Origin of the sequence: Methanocaldococcus lauensis (genome assembly GCF_902827225.1) — an archaeon.
GTDB classification, from domain to species: domain Archaea; phylum AGJL01; class Methanococci; order Methanococcales; family Methanocaldococcaceae; genus Methanocaldococcus; species Methanocaldococcus lauensis.
In genome coordinates, this window is sequence record NZ_LR792632.1 from 356,344 (window position 1) to 374,418 (window position 18,075).

The window sequence follows — 18,075 nt, forward strand, 5'->3', positions numbered from 1 at the left end:
AAAGTAATTAAAGTTTAATATTAAGAATTAAAAAATTAAAGATATTAAAATATTTCTAAAATATTGCTGAGGGATAAGTTATGCTTAAAGATTATGCACTAAAAATTTTAAAAAAATCTTTGGAATACGATGTAGGATTTGGAGATATTACAACAAACAGCATAATCTTAGAAGATGTAAATGTTAAGGGAGTTATTAAAGCAAAGGAAGAGTGTATTTTATGTGGAATTGATTTCATTGTGGAATTTTTTAAAGAATATAATATAAAATGCAAAAAATTATATAACGATGGAGATAAGGTTTATGGAAACATATTAGAGTTTGAAGGAGATGCAAAAACAATATTAACAATAGAAAGAACTGCCTTAAATTTATTGATGCATCTCTCTGGAATAGCAACAACTACTTATAACATAATTAAAAAAGTTAGAAAAATTAATAAAAATGTTAAAATTGCCTGCACAAGAAAAACTTTACCTTTGTTATCTCCTTTACAAAAGTATGCTGTATATGTTGGAGGGGGAGACACACATAGGTTTAGGTTAGATGACTGCGTTTTAATTAAAGATAATCACATAGCTATTGTAGGAATAAAAGAATCTATTAGAAGAGCTAAAAAAAATGTAAGTTTTACAAAAAAGATTGAGGTTGAAGTAGATAACTTAGAGGGGTTAAAAGAGGCTTTAGAGGAAAAACCAGATATAATAATGCTTGATAACTTTAAACCTGAGGATATTGAAAAAGCTTTAAAAATAATTGATGATTTTGAGAAAAAAACCAATTTTAGACCAATTATTGAAGTCAGTGGAGGCATAAACGAAAATAATATTTTAGAATATGCAAAATATAATATAGATGTAATATCCTTAGGAATTTTAACACACTCAGTTAAAAGCGTTGATATGAGTTTAGATATACTTGAAGTTGAAAAATAGTAAAAAACATTAAATACTTCTATTCTAATAATATTGAAACTATGTAATTTTTAATATAATAATTCTATATATGTCCTTAAAATGTAAAAATAATGATAATGGGTAGTATTATGACTGGAACTACTCTTATAATTATACTTATAGTTAGTGGGCTTATTTCTGTTGCTCTTATTGTAAAATTATTTTTATTAAACAAAAGTAAAGGTCAAACAATAAATACCTACAAAAAACTACAACAGGAAAAGATAGAACAAGAACAAGAAGTCATAAAAAGATTAAAAAGTATGAAATTTGAAGTTACTGATGAATTTATTGATAACATTATAAACAGTGAAAATGAACTCTTAGAAGAGGCTTTGAATGATTTAGATGATGATCCTTTAAAAAAATTAAATTTTGGGAAAAAGAACTCCTAAAACTTCAACAAATTTTGGATTTTTTCTTTTTTTATCAAAATACATACAAACTCCAACCATAATATTTCTTTTTTTTGCAATAACATAATCACATTCACATCCTATCATTTCAAAACTTTCCTTCATCTTTTCAAAACCAAAGGAATCTAAATATGTAGGATTTTCTTTAAATATTTCATTTATTCTACTTACAAATTTATCAATTTCCTCTACATCCTCTACAATCTCAAAATTTTCTTTTTTTAACTTTTCTTTTAGATAATCTTTTATACTTTCATAATTATCAAATTCTTCATCTCTACAAACTCCTTTGACAATTAACATATCATCAGTTTCAAACAATGGCTTAGAGCCCTTAAATGCCTTTAAACTATGCATTAATTTTCCTATTTGAGATTTCCACATATCTTTACACCAAAATTAATTTTTTTTATAAGTTTTTAACTTCTTCACAATACTTCTTAATAATTTCAGCAGATTTTTTAAAGGCTATTAACTCATCTTCACTTAATTCAATTGCTACAACTTCCTCAATTCCATTCTTTCCAATTTTTACTGGAATTCCTATACATAAATCTTTAATTCCATCAAATTCACCATCAACATATGCAGATAGAGTTAATAATCTCTTTTCATTATTTACGATGCATCTAACTACATTTAAAATAGCGGCGGCAGGACCAAACTCTGAGCCTCCCTTTAATCTGATAATTTGCTCTCCCTTTGTTTTAACATCTTCAATAATTTTGTTTATTGGCAACTCTTTAAATCTTTCAAATTTGTCAATAGGAATTCCCCCAACAGATGTGGCACTCAATAAAGGAACCATACTGTCTCCGTGTTCTCCTATAATTCTCGTCCTAACTTCATCTATATGCACTCCAAAGAATTTAGCTATAGCTACTTTAAATCTTAAAGAATCTAAGTGTGTTCCCAAACCAAAAACTTGACTTCTGTCAAACTTTGAATCTATTAATGCCTTGTATGTCATTACATCTACGGGATTCGTTATAACGAATATCTTTGTGTCACATATTTTAGATATTTTTTTAGCATATTTTCCAACAATTTTTGCATTTACTTTTGCTAAATCCATTCTACTCATTCCCTCTTTACGAGGAACTCCACTCGTTATTATAACAATGTCACTTTCATCGATAATTTTTAAGTCATTATCACTTCCAACATATATATTAGCATCACTTCTTGTTCCTGCTAATGCATCGTAAATATCTCTTTTTAACCCTTCTAATTTATTTAAGGAATGTTCCCTCCCAATTAAAACTAAATCTTTCATAAATGGTTCTTTAGCTAACAGCAATGCAGTAGCACTTCCTACTCTACCAGAAGCTCCTATAATTGTAGCTTTCATAGTTATCCCTCATTATAATTTTTTTACAAAAATTAATTAATAGAAAACCTAATAAAAATAGAACCAAAAGATTAAGAAAATAGAAATTAAAAACTTAAAAATTAAAATTATTTATATTACAGTTCTTCAACAAATGAATGTATTAGATTAATATTATTTGAAAGTATTTTTTCAGATTCTTCCAACACATCATTTAATGTGCTAATTGTAATAGCAGGCTGAGAAATTTCTGATAAAAATTTATAACTATCTTTTTCGTGGAATAATATACCCTCATAGTATCTTAAATTAGGTATAGCATATAGAACCCCATCTAATGAGATTATTTCCTTTGCGGCATCTACTATTGTATCTATCGTTAATGTCATAGTTCCAGATGTTTTTGAAACTCTTGCCTTTCTATATGTTTTTAAAACTCCAACTTTTGCCTTTTCAACGAATATATTTGCCTTTTCATAAGTGTTGTCTGTCTCATAAATATCTTCGTCAAAAACCCCTTTTGGATCCTCAACAATGAAAACCTCTGGGTCAAATTTACTTAAAAATTCTGGCTCAATTCCTCCTAACCCAGTTAAATCAATAATTAAATCAGGATTTATCTCATTTCTCATCAACTTTAATTTAAATTCATTTAAATGTAAAAATTTTATATTTCCATTTGAGACAAAATTTTTCATAAACTCGTGTATATCCACTAAATAAACTTTATCTGAATATTCTAATAAATTATGAGCTACATAGTTTCCCCACAAATAAACTCCAATAATTACAGTTTCTTTGAATTCCTCTCCTTCTAAGAAGTTTCTAATTGCATTAAATTTCTTCTTAGCAATTTCATTTATTACATCAATAACTTTTGTCCTTGTATAGATTGTTTTTACTGTTTCAGTTATGCCATACTGCATAAGTAACACCTCTAATTTATAGAAATTCCTATTCTTTTTAACGCTTCAATTAACTCATCTTTAATTCTTTTTTCTATATTTTCCTTATGGATTACTGAGGAAGGAGATAAAGAGGCAGTTAAAATCCTACCTTTCTCATCCAATATAACGAGCATAGAGCCAGAGCCTGGAACTCCCAACCTTCCTCTTGAAATGTATATATCTGCTTTTTCAGTATCTAAAGCTAATAAACCCTTATACAAAGCGGGCATTCTTGTCAAATCGGCAAATTTTGTATCAATATCAATCATCTTTATTTGTGCATTACAAACTTTTAACATAATATCTTTTATTACTTTAAATTTCTTTTGATTGTTTGTAGCCACGATGATTTTTTTTGCCTTTTTTATTTTCTCTTGGATTTTTTTTACCTCTTCCTCTTTATCTCCCTTCCTAATATTTTTAATTGATTCAATGTATGCCTCTTTAATAATATCTTCCATCATAATCATCCTTTAAATTCTCCTTAGCCAATTTAGGTCATTTTTATGTAATTCTCTAATATCTGTTAAGTTGTATTTTAGCATTGCCAATCTACTAAATCCAATACCCCACGCCAAAACAGGTTTTTTTATTCCTATTGGCTCCAAAACTTCTGGTCTAAATATTCCAGCCCCTAATATTTCCAGCCAACCTTTTCCTTCTAAATAAACCTCCGCCTCTAAGGATGGCTCGGTAAATGGGAAGTATGCTGGTCTAAATCTAACTTTTTCAAATCCTAATCTGTTTAAAAATTCCTTTAAAATTCCTATTAAGTTGTTGAAATTAACATTGTCGTCCATTACTATACCTTCACATTGATAGAATTCTGGCAGGTGTTTATAATCTATTGCTTCATTTCTAAATACTCTATCTATACAGAATACTTTATGTGGCTTATTTTTCTCCTCCTCTGATAGAGATGCGAGGTATCTTATTGATGATGCCGTTGTGTGAGTTCTCAAAATTAATCTTTTTGATACATTTTCATCAAATTTGTATTTCCAACATCTCTCATGGACTTCCTTAACTTTATCAATTAAATTAGTTGGAATTTCTCCAACATTAGGATACTTTAAAAAGAATGTATCTTGCATTTCCCTCGCTGGATGGTCTTGTGGTTCAAAGAGCATATCAAAGTTCCAGAATTCCGTCTCAACAATAGGACTTTTAATCTCTTTAAAACCCATTGCCAATAAAATTTCTTTAACTTCCCTTATAATCCTCGTTAATGGATGAACCTTAGCAGGATATACAACTTTAGTAGGAACTTTTACATCATAGGGTCTTATATAAGCCCTTTTCCATTTTCCACTTATTATAATCTCTCTCGTTAGTTGAGTAATCTCTTCTTCAATTTCTATTGGTTTTTTAATAAATTCTTTACCTTTTTCAGTTAATTTTATCTTTACTTCTTTTTCTTCGTCAAAATCAACATATCCTCTCTTTTTTAAAATTTCAATTATTTTCTTTTCCTCTTCATTAAAGTTATCCAAATATTTATTTTCTTTAATTTTTTTTAATATTTCTTCTTCAACATCTTTATAATCTAAATTGTCAAATATAATTTTCCCTTTTTCGATTTTAGCAATTTTTTTTCTTTTTATGGCTCCTAATGCGGCATTTATTTCTTCTTTTGGTAAAATGTCTTTTAATTTTTTAATTTCAATTTCCTTTATATTGTTTTCTTTTAAATATTTCGCAATCTTTCTCTCTGGGAAATCGTCTTCATTAACTACATTAACAATTTTTTTAACCTTCTCATCAATATCTACCAATCCCTTACCTTTTAACCATAAAGAAACTCTCAATATTTTTTCTTTTTGCATATATTTTTCTAATCCCTCTAAACTAAATTCATCTCTATTTTTTTCTTGAAAAATTTTTAATAACCTTTTTTCATCTATATGTAAATCCATAACTCTCACCATTCTTATAATAGGACAATATCTTTATATTTATTACCTAACAACATTAACATTAAACTATATTTTGTTATATTTTTTATTTTTTAGTTAAATCAAAATTCTTTAATATAGAGGGATTTTTATGTTGAACGATATTAAGATTATAGATGAGATTTATAGAGAAGGTTATTTATTTGCACAATATGGAATCTACTTAAAGAAAAAATTTAAAGAGAAAATTTTTAAGATTCCAGTAGATATTGGTCTTGGATGTCCTCACAAAAAAAATGGTGGCTGTATATTTTGTTCAGAAATGGGAAGGCCTATATCAGTTAAATACTGTGATGTAAAAATTCCATTAAAAGAGCAGATTGAAAAACAGATGATAAATCAAAGTAAAAAAGGTTTTGAAAAGTTTTATATTTATTTTTATCCAGGAACTAACACCTATGCCCCTATTGAAAAATTAAAAGAAATTTGGGACTTTTGTTTATCCTATAATAATGTTATTGGATTGTCAATAGGAACAAGACCAGATTGTTTAGAGAAGGAAAAACTTGATATTTTGGCAGAATATGTTGAAAATGGTTATGACATTTGGATAGACTTAGGAATACAAAGTGTTCATCAAAAAACCCTTGATATATTAAATAGAGGACATAAAGTTTCAGATATTATAAAATCAATAAAAGAATGCCACAAAAGAAAAATAAAAGTTTGTGGGCATATTATTTTAGGACTTCCGAGAGAGACATGGAATGAAATGATGGAGACAGCAAAAATTCTCTCTTTATTAGAGATTGATGCAGTTAAAATATATCCATTAGTAGTTGTTAAGGGAACAAAATTAGAAGAAATTTATTGGAAAGGAGAATATAGAACTTTAGATGAAAAACAGTATGTAAATTTAGTTTGTGACTTTTTAGAACATCTTTCCCCTTATGTGCTAATTCAAAGATTATCAAAGGACAAAGTTCCAGATAATCTTAAAGTTTCCCCAGAGTGGAGTTTAAATAGATTTAAAATTATGAATAAAGTCATTGAAGAGTTAAAAAAGAGAGGTAGTAGGCAGGGATTAAAATATGGGCAATAATTATATTTTTATGTGTTTAGAGTAATATTCTTTTATAGTTAACCATAAATTTATCTATAATTCGAATTTTGAACTATTAAAAATATAATCGAACGAAATGCGAACCGTTAAGTTATTATATAATGATGATTGAAATAATAATTGATACTAATATTAAAAATAAATTCTTAGGTGATACTATGAAAGCAGATGCAGTAAAAATAGCAGATGGAGTATATTGGGTGGGGGTTTTAGATTGGGATATAAGAATGTATCATGGTTACACATTAAAAGGAACTACATACAACGCATATTTAGTATTTGGAGATGAAAAAGTTGCTTTAATAGACAACACATATCCAGGAACCTCTGCTCAAATGTGGGGTAGAATAAAGGATGCATTTGAAAAAGAAGGAAGAGAATTTAAAATTGATGTAATTGTTCAAAACCACGTTGAAAAAGACCACAGTGGGGCTTTACCAGAAATTCACAAAAAGTTCCCAGAAGCACCAATATACTGTACTGAAGTTGCAGTTGAAGGTCTTAAAAAGCATTACCCATCATTAAAAAATGCTCCTTTCAAAGTAGTTAAATCATTAGATACTGTTGATTTAGGAGGAAAAACTTTAACATTCTTAGAGGCTCCTTTATTACACTGGCCAGACAGTATGTTCACCTTCTATAACGAGGGAGGAATATTATTCTCAAACGATGCATTTGGACAGCACTTATGCTTCCCAGCACATAAGAGATTTGATAAGGATATTCCAGAATATGTGTTAATGGATGCTAATCAAAAGTTCTACGCAAACTTAATAACCCCATTGTCAAAACTCGTATTGAAGAAATTTGACGAAGTTATTAAGTTAGGATTGTTAGATAAAATAAAGATGATTGCTCCATCACATGGACAAATATGGACTGACCCAATGAAGGTTATTAAAGCATATCAGGACTTTGCTACTGGTAAAGCCGCTAAGGATAAGGCAGTTATTGTCTATGACACAATGCACTACTCAACCCAAAAGATGGCTCATGCATTTGCAGAAGGGTTAATGAGTGAAGGTATTGATGTAGTAATGTATTACTTGCACTACGATGAAAGAAGTGAGATAGTTAAAGATATATTAGACGCTAAGGCAGTCCTCTTTGGAATTCCAACAATCTACGATGAGCCATATCCATCAATTGGAGATATTATATACTACTTAAAAGGTCTCAAATTTAATAGAACTGGATTTAAGAGATTGGCTATAACCTTTGGTTCAATGGGTGGAGAAGGAGGGGCAGTTAAAAAGATTGCTGAAGAGTTGGCAAACTGTGGATTTAATGTTATCGACCAGTATGAATTATACTATGTTCCAACAGAAGATGAATTAACTAACTGCTACAATATGGGTAAAGAATTAGCTAAGAAGATTAAGGAATTGAAAATTGAATAATTTTTAACTTTTTCTTTTTAACTATTAATTTTTGCTTTTGTATATTCGTATATTTAAATATGATATATTAAGATATTAAATGGTAATTATTACAGACTTTAAATAGTAATTAAAATATTTGAAAACTGATATTACATTTAAAAATTACACAAATGTGTAAAAATAAAAATTAGGTGATTTAAATGGCAGAAATAATTAAGTGGAGTAAAGATCTCGAAACAGGAATTAAAGCATTTGATGATGAGCATAAATTTTTAGTAAAAACACTAAATGAAATTTATACATTATTAATGGAAGGAAAAAAAGAGGAAGCAAAAGAATTGTTAAAGAGGAGAGTTGTAAATTATGCTGCAAAACACTTCAAACACGAAGAGGAGGTTATGGAAAAATATGGTTATCCTGACTTAGAAAGACATAGGAAAACACATGAAATTTTCGTTAAAATAGTTATTGAAAAACTTCTACCAAAAATTGAAAATGGTTCAGATGATGATTTTAGAACTGCTTTATCTTTTTTAGTAGGTTGGCTAACTATGCACATAGCAAAACCAGATAAAAAATATGGAGAGTGGTTTAAAGAGAAAGGTATCGTTATAGATGACGAAATGGTGGATATTGACTAAAATTTTAACTAATCCATTAAATATTTTACGAATTTCGAACCGATAGTGTTATATATCGTGACTATGTAGTATAATTATAGAAAAATTAATTAAAAAGTTAATAAAAATGACATCGGGTGAGATGATGGAGTTGGAGTTAATAAATGAACACAAAATTGGAGTAACAAAAGGAACAGAGTTAGAGAAAGAAGTTCAAGCAAACTTTGAAGGAGAGTGTAAAGAAGTTGGTTTATACTTAGCTATGGCAAGACAAGCTCAGAGAGAAGGATTGCCAGAAGTTGCTGAAGTTTTAATAAGAATTGCGATGGAAGAAGCTCAGCACGCAGCACACTTTGCAGAAATGAATGGATTAATTTCAGAAAACTTAAAGGAGAATATTGAAATGATGTTAAAAGGAGAATGTATGGCTAATAAAGAGAAGAAAGCAGCAGCAACAAAAGCAAAAGAATTAGGAATTGACCCAGCTCACGACTTCTTTGATGAATCAAGTAGAGATGAAGCAAGACACGCAAAAATGTTAAAAGGAATATTAGAAAGATACTTTAAATAACCGAATATAATTTATTTTATTTGCTCTAAAATAATGGCTGGACAAATCTTTTTTATTCCATCAATTTTTCCAATCTTATTAAAAATTAAATCAGAAAATTCTTTTCCATTTTTAGCCCAAATCTCCGCCATTATCATATGGTCTCCCGTAGATGTAAAGACTTTTTTAACCTCCTCAAATTTGCAGAGTTCATGTGCTACACTTAAAAATTTATCTGGCTCAGTGTCAAAACCTGTTAATGCTACAACATTGTATCCTATTTTTGAAGGGTCAATTATGGCAGTGTATCCTTTAATAACTCCCTCCTCTTCCAATTTTTTTACCCTCTTTCTTATGGAACTTTCACTTGTTCCTAATTCTCTCGCTATATCAGTATATGATTTTCTTCCATCTTTCATAAGAATTTCAATAATTTTTAAATCTTTTTCATCCATAGTATCACCGAATTTCGGATAATAATAAACTTTATTAATAACATAAACATACCAAATATATAAAAATTTTGGAGGATGAAAATGGCTGTTGAAATTATAGTAAATAAAGAAAAATGTATAGGATGTGGAAGATGTTATGATGTTTGTCCAAAGGGGCCATTGATTTGGAAAAAAGATGAAAATGGAAAATATTACGCTTATGATGTTGAATACTGTCACAACTGCAAATTTTGTGCTGGTAGATGTCCAACAAACGCTATATTAGTTAAAGTGGTAAATTCAAAAAAATAATAAAATAATTTAGATTAATATTTTATTTTTGCTCTATTTTGGAAAATACATCGTCTAATGCATCAATTAGACTATCAATATGCTCTTTTTCTACTATTAATGGAGGTAGGAATCTTAAAACTACATCAGATGTGCAGTTAATTAAAAATCCTCTTTCGAGCATTTTTTTAACGATTTCAGAACCGTTAAATTCAAGTTCAGTACCAATCATTAAACCTAAACCTCTAACCTCCTTTATAAAATCATATTTTTCTTTAAGATTTTTAAGTTTTTGAATGAAATAATCTCCTTTTTCTATAACTTTATTGTCCTTAATTAACTCCTCTATAACCTCTACTGAAGCCAACGCCGCTGAGCACGCTAAAGGGTTTCCCCCAAAAGTTGTTCCGTGGTCTCCATAATTTAATGCCTTACCTATTTCTTCTTTTAAAATTACAGCCCCAATAGGAACTCCTCCTCCAAGTGCCTTAGCCAAAGTTACTATATCTGGCTTAACTCCATAATGCTCGTAAGCAAACATTTTTCCAGTTCTACCCATACCGCACTGAACTTCATCAAAAATTAGAACAATATTTTTATCATCACATAAATCCCTAACACCCTTTAAATAATCTTTGTCAGCTACATTAATCCCTCCTTCTCCTTGAACTGGCTCTACTATTATGGCACAAGTTTTATTTGATATACTTTCTTTTAACGCTTCTAAGTCATTGAAAGGCACATACTTAAATCCTTGAGGAAGTGGATGAAATCCTTCTTGATACTTAGGTTTTGGAGTAGCCGCCAATGTTGTTAAAGTTCTACCGTGAAATGCATTATACATACTAATTATTTCTCCACCATCTTTTCCTAAAACCTTTGATGCATACTTTCTCGCAAACTTTATAGCCCCTTCATTTGCCTCTGCCCCACTATTGCAAAAAAATGCCTTATCTAAGCCACTTAACTCTACTAATTTTTTAGCAAGTTTTATTTGTGGAATTGTGTAATATATGTTAGATGTATGAATTAATGTTTCTGCCTGCTTTTTTATTGCTTCAACTACTTTTGGATGACAGTGTCCAACATTATTAACTCCAATTCCAGCTAAAAAGTCATAATATTTCTTTCCATTTATGTCATAAACTTCCATCCCTCTACCTTCAACTAAAACAACTGGTAATCTTCCATAAATTTGAAGATGATACTTTTTTTCCAATTCTATCCAGTTCTCATTCATTTAATCACCATAAAATTTATTGGTAAATTTTTATATTAGGTAGGGTATTTATCATTATTGTGCTATATAATAATTAATATCCCAACACAAAAATAAATTTGGTGAGAGTTATGCATAAAATATGCGTTATAGAAGGAGACGGAATAGGTAAGGAGGTAATTCCTGCTACAATAAAGGTTTTAGAAGCTACAGGGTTACCATTTGAGTTTGTTTATGCAGAAGCAGGAGATGAAGTTTATAAAAGAACTGGAAAAGCATTACCAGAAGAAACTATTGAAACTGCCTTAGATTGTGATGCTGTTTTATTTGGGGCTGCTGGAGAGACTGCGGCAGATGTTATTGTGAAATTAAGGCATATCTTAGATACATATGCCAATGTAAGACCAGTAAAAGCATACAAAGGAGTTAAATGCTTAAGACCAGATATTGACTATGTTATTGTTAGAGAAAATACTGAAGGGCTTTATAAGGGAATTGAGGCAGAGATTGATGAAGGAATAACAACAGCCACAAGAGTTATAACTGAAAAGGCATGTGAGAGAATATTTAGATTTGCCTTTAATTTAGCAAGGGAAAGGAAAAAAATGGGTAAAGAAGGAAAAGTAACCTGTGCCCATAAAGCAAATGTTTTAAAAATAACTGATGGTTTATTTAAGAGAGTATTTTACAAAGTATCTGAGGAATATAAAGATATAAAAGCAGAAGACTGCTATATAGATGCTATGAACATGTATATAATTACTAAACCACAAACATTTGATGTAGTAGTAACATCCAATTTATTTGGGGATATTCTCTCAGATGGAGCGGCTGGAACTGTTGGAGGTTTAGGTTTAGCCCCTTCTGCAAATATTGGAGATGAACACGGATTATTTGAGCCAGTTCATGGTTCAGCCCCAGATATAGCTGGAAAGAAAATAGCAAATCCTACTGCTACAATATTAAGTGCTGTGTTAATGCTTAGATACTTAGGAGAGTATGAAGCGGCTGATAGGATAGAGAGAGCATTAGAAGAAGTTTTAGCATTAGGTTTAACAACTCCTGACTTGGGAGGAGATTTAAACACTTTTGAAATGGCAGAGGAAGTTGCTAAGAGAGTTAGAGGAGAATAATACTCTATTTTATTTTTTAGATTCTATTTTTTTTCTATCATTAAATTTTTAAAATAAACAAAATATGAAATTTAAAATCTATTTAAATTTGGATTAAAATTATTTCTTGGAGGTGGTTTTATGAGATTGGCTATTATTGACTATGATAGATGTCAGCCAAAAAAATGCTCTATGGAGTGTATTAAATACTGTCCAGGAGTTAAAATGGGTGAGAAAACAATAGTTATTGATGAAAATACTGGAAAGCCAATTATATCAGAAGTTTTATGTTCTGGTTGTGGAATATGCGTTAAGAGATGTCCATTTAAAGCAATATCTATCATAGGATTACCAGAAGAGTTGAGTGAGGATAAAATAGTTCATTCCTATGGGCAAAATAGATTTAAGTTGTTTGGTTTAGTTATACCAAGAGATGGAGTAGTTGGAATTATTGGTCAAAATGGAATAGGTAAATCAACCGTTTTAAGAATATTGGCAGGAGAATTAATTCCAAACTTAGGAAGAGATGACAAAGAGCCGAATTATGATGATGTTATCAAGTATTTTAGAGGTTCTGAATTGCAGGAATATTTTGTGAAGTTGAAAAATAAAGAAATAAAGGCAATACATAAAGTTCAATATGTTGATATTTTACCAAAAGTTGTTAAAGGAAAAGTTGGAGAATTGTTAAAGAAAATAGATGAAAGAGGAAAATTTGAAGAAGTCGTTGAGAAGTTAGAATTAAAAAATATCTTAGATAGGGAATTACATCAATTGTCAGGGGGAGAATTACAAAGAGTTGCTATAGCCGCTGCATATTTAAGAAAGGGAGACATATATTTCTTTGACGAACCTTCTTCTTGGTTAGATATTAGGCAAAGATTCAATGCCGCGAGATTAATAAGGGAGTTAAATAAGGTTATTGTGGTTGAGCACGACCTAATAGTTTTGGATTATTTATCTGACTATATACATATAATGTATGGGGTTCCTTCAGCATATGGTATTGTTTCACTACCTAAGAGCGTTAGAGTAGGAATAAATGAATACCTATATGGTGAGTTAAGAGAGGAAAATATAAAGTTTAGAAAGGAGCCAATAATATTTGAAAAAAGACCAGTTATTGATTATAAAAACAGACCTGTATTATTAACATATTCACCAATGAAAAAAACCTTAGGTAGTTTTAAATTAGAAGTTAGTGGTGGAACTATATACAAAGGAGAAGTTATTGGTATCTTAGGCCCTAATGGAATTGGAAAGACAACATTTATTAAATTGTTGGCAGGAGTCATTAAACCAGATGAGGGAGAGGTTACTAAAGAAAGTGAAATTAAAGTATCTTACAAGCCACAGTATATAAGTCCAGATTATGATGGAACAGTTGAAGATTTATTAAGTTCAATAACTAATATTCACACTTCCTACTATAAATCAGAGATTATTAATCCTTTACAATTAGAAAAATTATTGGATAGGAATGTTAAAGAGTTATCTGGTGGTGAGTTACAGAGAGTGGCAATAGCGGCGTGTTTAAGTAGAGAAGCAGATATTTATCTATTAGATGAGCCTTCAGCATTCTTAGATGTTGAACAAAGATTGGCTGTTTCAAAGGTTATTAGAAGAATGGCAGATGAGAAAGAGGCAGGAATGTTTATTGTCGATCACGATATGTTATTCCAAGATTATATTTCAGATAGGTTTATCGTATTTAGTGGTGAGCCAGGAATATACGGAATTGGAAGTAGTCCAATGAATAAGAGGGAAGGAGCAAATAAATTCTTAAAAGAAATGCAAATTACATTTAGAAGAGATCCAGAAACTGGAAGACCAAGAGCTAATAAAGAAGGTAGTCAAAGAGATATTTTACAAAAAGAAAAAGGAGAGTATTACTATTTGGATGAATAACCATAAGGAAATACCTTCTATGGTTGATGATACCGTTCTGGTTCTCCGCTACAAATGGAACAAATCGTAGCAGAGAGCCTTCCAGCCTCCTAACTTCATTGGCTGGCAATCGGGGTTTAAAAGAAACCACATCTTCAGCTTACCCATTCGGGCTTAGTTTCCCCACATATCGGGACTGCCATGTTATAATATAACCTTATTTAAATTTTTGGATAGTGTTTTATAGAAACAAAAGTATAAATTTGTTTTGTATGTTCTATTTAAGGAAATTGCCCGAATTGTGTAAAGAAAAATTACAGAAATTAGATTAAAATAATGAAACAATTATAAAAATCTATATATTCATATATTTATTTATATTATTATACAAATATATAATGTATTAACAAATAAAAAAACAAATAAAATAAGATAAATAATGCTCCGGCCGGGATTTGAACCCGGGTCGCGGGCTCGAAAGGCCCGCATGATTGGCCGGACTACACCACCGGAGCACATTATAATTAAAAAAAATGGCGGACCCGGGGGGATTTGAACCCCCGACCCCCGGCTTAGAAGGCCGGTGCCCTATCCAGGCTAGGCTACGGGTCCTCTTAATCTTTTAAATCTATTAAGTGAGCATTTCTTACAATAGAAATTTCTACTATATATACTTTTCGTTTCATTATTAATAACAAAAATTAATTAAGACGAAGTTAAAATAGATAAAGGAATTTATCTAATTTACAACTCTTTATTATTTTTAAACCATTCTGGATAACCAACTATTTTATACCCACCAAAAGGACCTGATTTACTCTCTATTTTAAATCCAAGTGTTTTTAAATCTTTTATTCTGTTATGGACTGCTACTCTACTCTTTCTATCAATGTAGTTTTTTAAAAATTCACCAGATACAAAATCTGAGTTCTTAGCGAATATTCTATTCTTTTCTAATATTTTTTTAGCCTCTTCTGTACCATATTTCTTAGATAAGTTTTTAAATATTTCATTAACTCCCATAAGAATATTTAAAAGAATAAAATGCCCTATATCTAACTTTATATTATTTTCATAAGCCTTTTTTAAAAATTCCCAAAAGTCGTAATCTTTTCTATTTACAATTTTTTTTAACTCTTCTTCTATATTCATCTACCTCCCCTGATCTTTGCCAATCTTCTCGCTAATGCAACCATTCCTATTTCAATAAGACCTACAAAGAATTTTTCCAAACCTCCACAAGCCCATATTGCCTTTCCAAAAGTAGTTTTTTTAATTCTCTCTTCATACTCTTTTGGCGTTATATCCTCTCCAGTCATTCTTTTTGTTACAACTGCTGCTGCTTCCATCAGCTCTTCCCAGCTTATATCTCCAATATGATTGTGTAATTCCTTAAATATCTTATATACTGGAATTTCATATAACTTAGCTAAGGTTTTAACAACATCACAGTTTCTAACCATCCCCACAACTTTACCATCTCTTGTTAAAACTGGAATACTAACAACCTTATATTTAACGAATTTTAAAACCACATCTCTTGCCTCATCATCTTCATAAACAGTAATAACTTCTTCTTTATTACGCATAAACTCAGTTATTGGTTTTTTGAAATCTTTCTCTGAAATCCCTAACAACTCCAAAGCAGTTATCCAACCCACTAATTTATCTTCTTTATCAACTATAGGAGCAGAAAATCTCTTTTTCTTTTTTAATAAGTTTATAGCATCTTCAACAGTCTCATCTATATATATTTTAGCAAAATTCTTGTCCATTAAGTCTCTAACTTTCATAGTATCACGGAAAAATTTATAAAAATAATTATAGCATTTGAACTTTTTATCTTTTTATCTTTATCTTTTTAAAATTAATTTTAACTGAAATCTAATTTATTTTAATCTAATTTATTAGTTATGTATCCTTTAATTGCACTTATTGCAGCAACTTTTGGTGATGCCAAATAAATATAGCTATTTATATGTCCCATTCTTCCTCTAAAATTCCTATTTGTCGTTGATAAACAAACTTCCCCCTCAGCTAAAACTCCTTGATGAGCCCCTAAGCAAGGACCACAACCTGGAGGACAAATCATTGCTCCAGCTTTAACAAATATATCAATAAGCCCCTCCTTTAACGCTTGCATAAAAACCTTTTTTGATGCAGGAATGATAATTAATTTAACATCTTTATGAACCTCCCTACCCTTTAAGTATTTAGCCGCTTCTCTTAAATCACTCAATCTTCCATTTGTACAACTACCTATAAAAACTTGATCAATTTCAATTCCTTCAACTTCACTAACTGGCTTTACATTATCAGGATGGTGTGGAACTGCTATTTGCTCTTCCATATCTGTTATGTCAATCTCAATTTCTTTATAATAACTCTCCTTTTCCCTATTTACTGTTATTCTTTCTTTTTTTAATTTTGCAATTTCTTCATCACCTAAATTCCTCTCTTTCTTTAAATAGTTGTAAGTTATTTCATCTGCCTCTATAACTCCTGTTTTTCCTCCCATTTCTATTGCCATATTACATAATGTTAATCTCCCATCCATATCCATATTTTTTACAACTTCTCCACCATATTCAATAGCCATGTATGTAGCTCCTCTCCTACCTATCTCTTTACAAACTCTCAAAACAATATCTTTAGCAGAAATATTTTCATTTTTTCCAACAATATCAACCCTAATAGTTTTTGGCACTTTAATCCATGTTTCCCCTGTTGCATAAATATAAGCCATGTCTGTGGCTCCAAAGCCAGTGGCAAAAGCTCCAAAAGCTCCATGAGTGCATGTATGGCTGTCTCCACCAGCTACAAACATATTAGGAAAAACATAATTTTCAGCTAAGATTTGATGACAAATACCTTCCCCTCCTTTATGGAACTTTTTTATGCCAAATCTCTTAACGAACTCTAAAGCCAATTTTTGCATTTCAGCAGCTTTAACTGTATTTGCTGGGACATTGTGGTCGAAGGCAACAACTATTTTATCTGGATTCCAAACGCTATCGCTCATCTCTTTTAAAGCTTTATAAGCTAATGGAGTAGTTCCATCATGAGTCATTGCCAAATCAACTTCAACCTCTATGCTATCTCCTTCATAGACATTATAACCAACTTTTTTTGATAATATCTTCTCCACTAATGTCAATTTATCACCTCCCTTAAATTATATAGTAATTATATTATTTCTTATTTTGATTTGAGCAATTACCACAAAAAATACAGGGTTTTATATATCCCGCTAAAAAATCTAATGCATCACTAATTTTTTTATGAAATAACTTTGGAAATTTATATATGAAATAGCCGTATATGATTCCAGTAATTATATCAACTATCCAATGCATTCCTAAAATTAAAGTTGATATAGGAATCAATATAGCCAATGTAAAGTAAATATAATTTAAATATGTCTCATCTTTGAAATGTAATGCCAATAGAAATGAATATGCCGTATGTAATGAGGGAATTTCATAAGTTGGTTTTGTAAATATCCAAAAGTAATGCATATCTACCAAATCTTTAGCAACATTTACTTGAAACGGTGATTTAACAACAAAAATAGAATATATTATTCCTGCAAACAACCAACCAAGTGCTAAATCAATTAAAATAATATCACTTTTTAAAAAATCCTTTTTTATAAATAAATAGTATGCAATACCACAAATAATCATAAGAGAAAATCCATATAAATATATTATTTTAAAAAATTCAATAACAACTGTTGGTAATGATTGAAGAATTAAATAAAAATTTCTGTTGCATAAAGGGAGAGTCATTAATAAAGTAGTTCCATCTATTGGCTTTAATATTTGTGAATACCACATTAAGCCACCCCACATAATATAGGCAATTGGATATACTGCCAATCTAACTACAATCCTTCTATCCACAAATATCA

Annotated in this window: 20 protein-coding genes and 2 tRNA genes; 9 read left to right on the plus strand and 13 right to left on the minus strand. The window is 30.0% G+C overall.

Annotation, left to right across the window (positions count from 1 at the left end; all coding sequences use genetic code 11):
* Positions 1-80: 80 nt before the first annotated feature.
* Both nadC and KMP69_RS02100 read left to right on the plus strand, forming a co-directional pair.
* On the plus strand, positions 81-935 hold the full coding sequence (nadC, locus tag KMP69_RS02095) for a carboxylating nicotinate-nucleotide diphosphorylase (RefSeq protein WP_214400312.1): 855 nt from the start codon (positions 81-83) through the stop codon (positions 933-935).
* A 92-nt stretch (positions 936-1,027) separates the two neighbouring features.
* Positions 1,028-1,351: a hypothetical protein gene (locus KMP69_RS02100; RefSeq protein ID WP_214400313.1), complete on the plus strand. Its 324-nt coding sequence runs from the start codon at positions 1,028-1,030 to the stop codon at positions 1,349-1,351.
* Here the strand turns inward: KMP69_RS02100 and KMP69_RS02105 are convergent.
* From KMP69_RS02105 to pheS, 5 genes are all read right to left on the minus strand, one after another.
* A complete protein-coding gene (locus KMP69_RS02105; RefSeq protein WP_214400314.1) occupies positions 1,325-1,756 on the minus strand; it encodes a DUF2120 family protein in 432 nt (143 codons plus the stop codon). The two genes, KMP69_RS02100 and KMP69_RS02105, sit on opposite strands and share 27 nt — an antisense overlap.
* Before the next feature lie 25 nt (positions 1,757-1,781).
* Positions 1,782-2,723, minus strand: coding sequence for an L-2-hydroxycarboxylate dehydrogenase (gene mdhB / locus KMP69_RS02110; protein WP_214400315.1), 942 nt, complete (start codon positions 2,721-2,723; stop codon positions 1,782-1,784).
* A gap of 116 nt (positions 2,724-2,839) precedes the next feature.
* The gene (locus KMP69_RS02115) at positions 2,840-3,628 is read right to left on the minus strand and encodes an SAM-dependent methyltransferase HcgC family protein (RefSeq protein WP_214400316.1); all 789 of its coding nucleotides are present in this window, start codon (positions 3,626-3,628) and stop codon (positions 2,840-2,842) included.
* A gap of 11 nt (positions 3,629-3,639) precedes the next feature.
* The gene (locus KMP69_RS02120) at positions 3,640-4,110 is read right to left on the minus strand and encodes a FeGP cofactor biosynthesis guanylyltransferase HcgB family protein (protein WP_214400317.1); all 471 of its coding nucleotides are present in this window, start codon (positions 4,108-4,110) and stop codon (positions 3,640-3,642) included.
* 12 nt (positions 4,111-4,122) lie between these two features.
* Positions 4,123-5,565, minus strand: coding sequence for a phenylalanine--tRNA ligase subunit alpha (gene pheS, locus KMP69_RS02125; protein ID WP_214400318.1), 1,443 nt, complete (start codon positions 5,563-5,565; stop codon positions 4,123-4,125).
* A 130-nt stretch (positions 5,566-5,695) separates the two neighbouring features.
* Between pheS and KMP69_RS02130 the strand changes: the two genes are divergently transcribed.
* From KMP69_RS02130 to KMP69_RS02145, 4 genes are all read left to right on the plus strand, one after another.
* Positions 5,696-6,646 (plus strand): TIGR01212 family radical SAM protein, encoded by a 951-nt coding sequence (locus KMP69_RS02130; protein WP_214400319.1) that lies wholly within the window; start codon positions 5,696-5,698, stop codon positions 6,644-6,646.
* Positions 6,647-6,825: 179 nt separating this feature from the next.
* On the plus strand, positions 6,826-8,067 hold the full coding sequence (locus KMP69_RS02135) for an FprA family A-type flavoprotein (protein WP_214400320.1): 1,242 nt from the start codon (positions 6,826-6,828) through the stop codon (positions 8,065-8,067).
* 182 nt (positions 8,068-8,249) lie between these two features.
* Entirely contained in the window at positions 8,250-8,690 is a 441-nt protein-coding gene (locus KMP69_RS02140; protein WP_214400321.1) for a bacteriohemerythrin, read from the plus strand.
* 124 nt (positions 8,691-8,814) lie between these two features.
* Positions 8,815-9,240 (plus strand): ferritin-like domain-containing protein, encoded by a 426-nt coding sequence (locus tag KMP69_RS02145; protein ID WP_214400322.1) that lies wholly within the window; start codon positions 8,815-8,817, stop codon positions 9,238-9,240.
* An 11-nt stretch (positions 9,241-9,251) separates the two neighbouring features.
* Here the strand turns inward: KMP69_RS02145 and ptr2 are convergent, their stop codons facing one another.
* On the minus strand, positions 9,252-9,674 hold the full coding sequence (ptr2, locus tag KMP69_RS02150; protein WP_214400323.1) for an HTH-type transcriptional regulator Ptr2: 423 nt from the start codon (positions 9,672-9,674) through the stop codon (positions 9,252-9,254).
* Positions 9,675-9,755: 81 nt separating this feature from the next.
* Between ptr2 and KMP69_RS02155 the strand changes: the two genes are divergently transcribed.
* Positions 9,756-9,965 (plus strand): ATP-binding protein, encoded by a 210-nt coding sequence (locus tag KMP69_RS02155; protein WP_214400324.1) that lies wholly within the window; start codon positions 9,756-9,758, stop codon positions 9,963-9,965.
* Positions 9,966-9,987: 22 nt separating this feature from the next.
* Here the strand turns inward: KMP69_RS02155 and KMP69_RS02160 are convergent, their stop codons facing one another.
* The gene (locus KMP69_RS02160) at positions 9,988-11,184 is read right to left on the minus strand and encodes an aspartate aminotransferase family protein (protein WP_214400325.1); all 1,197 of its coding nucleotides are present in this window, start codon (positions 11,182-11,184) and stop codon (positions 9,988-9,990) included.
* Between the two features lie 110 nt (positions 11,185-11,294).
* Between KMP69_RS02160 and leuB the strand changes: the two genes are divergently transcribed.
* Both leuB and KMP69_RS02170 read left to right on the plus strand, forming a co-directional pair.
* Positions 11,295-12,296 carry a bifunctional 3-isopropylmalate/3-methylmalate dehydrogenase gene (gene leuB / locus KMP69_RS02165; protein WP_214400326.1) on the plus strand — a complete coding sequence of 334 codons (1,002 nt, stop codon included), beginning with the start codon at positions 11,295-11,297 and terminating at the stop codon, positions 12,294-12,296.
* A 120-nt stretch (positions 12,297-12,416) separates the two neighbouring features.
* Positions 12,417-14,183 carry a ribosome biogenesis/translation initiation ATPase RLI gene (locus KMP69_RS02170; RefSeq protein WP_214400327.1) on the plus strand — a complete coding sequence of 589 codons (1,767 nt, stop codon included), beginning with the start codon at positions 12,417-12,419 and terminating at the stop codon, positions 14,181-14,183.
* Between the two features lie 419 nt (positions 14,184-14,602).
* On the opposite strand, the gene KMP69_RS02175 is transcribed toward KMP69_RS02170, so the two are convergent.
* The 6 genes from KMP69_RS02175 to KMP69_RS02200 form a co-directional block, all read right to left on the minus strand.
* Positions 14,603-14,677 (minus strand) — tRNA-Glu (locus tag KMP69_RS02175).
* Positions 14,678-14,696: 19 nt separating this feature from the next.
* Positions 14,697-14,774, minus strand: a tRNA-Arg gene (locus KMP69_RS02180).
* A 132-nt stretch (positions 14,775-14,906) separates the two neighbouring features.
* Positions 14,907-15,314 carry an HTH domain-containing protein gene (locus tag KMP69_RS02185; protein WP_214400328.1) on the minus strand — a complete coding sequence of 136 codons (408 nt, stop codon included), beginning with the start codon at positions 15,312-15,314 and terminating at the stop codon, positions 14,907-14,909.
* On the minus strand, positions 15,311-15,955 hold the full coding sequence (locus KMP69_RS02190; RefSeq protein ID WP_214400329.1) for a CBS domain-containing protein: 645 nt from the start codon (positions 15,953-15,955) through the stop codon (positions 15,311-15,313). The genes KMP69_RS02185 and KMP69_RS02190 overlap by 4 nt, the downstream gene beginning before the upstream one ends.
* Positions 15,956-16,056: 101 nt before the next feature.
* Positions 16,057-17,319 (minus strand): homoaconitase large subunit, encoded by a 1,263-nt coding sequence (gene hacA / locus KMP69_RS02195; protein ID WP_214400330.1) that lies wholly within the window; start codon positions 17,317-17,319, stop codon positions 16,057-16,059.
* Between the two features lie 34 nt (positions 17,320-17,353).
* Positions 17,354-18,067 (minus strand): phosphatase PAP2 family protein, encoded by a 714-nt coding sequence (locus KMP69_RS02200; protein ID WP_214400331.1) that lies wholly within the window; start codon positions 18,065-18,067, stop codon positions 17,354-17,356.
* Positions 18,068-18,075 lie beyond the last annotated feature (8 nt).

Excerpts from the sequence above, each read along its gene's own strand:
- nadC (WP_214400312.1), top strand. The coding sequence starts at position 81 with ATGCTTAAAGATTATGCACTAAAAATTTTAAAAAAATCTTTGGAATAC.
- KMP69_RS02100 (WP_214400313.1), top strand. The coding sequence starts at position 1,028 with ATGATAATGGGTAGTATTATGACTGGAACTACTCTTATAATTATACTT.
- KMP69_RS02105 (WP_214400314.1), bottom strand. The coding sequence starts at position 1,756 with ATGTGGAAATCTCAAATAGGAAAATTAATGCATAGTTTAAAGGCATTT.
- mdhB (WP_214400315.1), bottom strand. The coding sequence starts at position 2,723 with ATGAAAGCTACAATTATAGGAGCTTCTGGTAGAGTAGGAAGTGCTACT.
- KMP69_RS02115 (WP_214400316.1), bottom strand. The coding sequence starts at position 3,628 with ATGCAGTATGGCATAACTGAAACAGTAAAAACAATCTATACAAGGACA.
- KMP69_RS02120 (WP_214400317.1), bottom strand. The coding sequence starts at position 4,110 with ATGGAAGATATTATTAAAGAGGCATACATTGAATCAATTAAAAATATT.
- pheS (WP_214400318.1), bottom strand. The coding sequence starts at position 5,565 with ATGGATTTACATATAGATGAAAAAAGGTTATTAAAAATTTTTCAAGAA.
- KMP69_RS02130 (WP_214400319.1), top strand. The coding sequence starts at position 5,696 with ATGTTGAACGATATTAAGATTATAGATGAGATTTATAGAGAAGGTTAT.
- KMP69_RS02135 (WP_214400320.1), top strand. The coding sequence starts at position 6,826 with ATGAAAGCAGATGCAGTAAAAATAGCAGATGGAGTATATTGGGTGGGG.
- KMP69_RS02140 (WP_214400321.1), top strand. The coding sequence starts at position 8,250 with ATGGCAGAAATAATTAAGTGGAGTAAAGATCTCGAAACAGGAATTAAA.
- KMP69_RS02145 (WP_214400322.1), top strand. The coding sequence starts at position 8,815 with ATGGAGTTGGAGTTAATAAATGAACACAAAATTGGAGTAACAAAAGGA.
- ptr2 (WP_214400323.1), bottom strand. The coding sequence starts at position 9,674 with ATGGATGAAAAAGATTTAAAAATTATTGAAATTCTTATGAAAGATGGA.
- KMP69_RS02155 (WP_214400324.1), top strand. The coding sequence starts at position 9,756 with ATGGCTGTTGAAATTATAGTAAATAAAGAAAAATGTATAGGATGTGGA.
- KMP69_RS02160 (WP_214400325.1), bottom strand. The coding sequence starts at position 11,184 with ATGAATGAGAACTGGATAGAATTGGAAAAAAAGTATCATCTTCAAATT.
- leuB (WP_214400326.1), top strand. The coding sequence starts at position 11,295 with ATGCATAAAATATGCGTTATAGAAGGAGACGGAATAGGTAAGGAGGTA.
- KMP69_RS02170 (WP_214400327.1), top strand. The coding sequence starts at position 12,417 with ATGAGATTGGCTATTATTGACTATGATAGATGTCAGCCAAAAAAATGC.
- KMP69_RS02185 (WP_214400328.1), bottom strand. The coding sequence starts at position 15,314 with ATGAATATAGAAGAAGAGTTAAAAAAAATTGTAAATAGAAAAGATTAC.
- KMP69_RS02190 (WP_214400329.1), bottom strand. The coding sequence starts at position 15,955 with ATGAAAGTTAGAGACTTAATGGACAAGAATTTTGCTAAAATATATATA.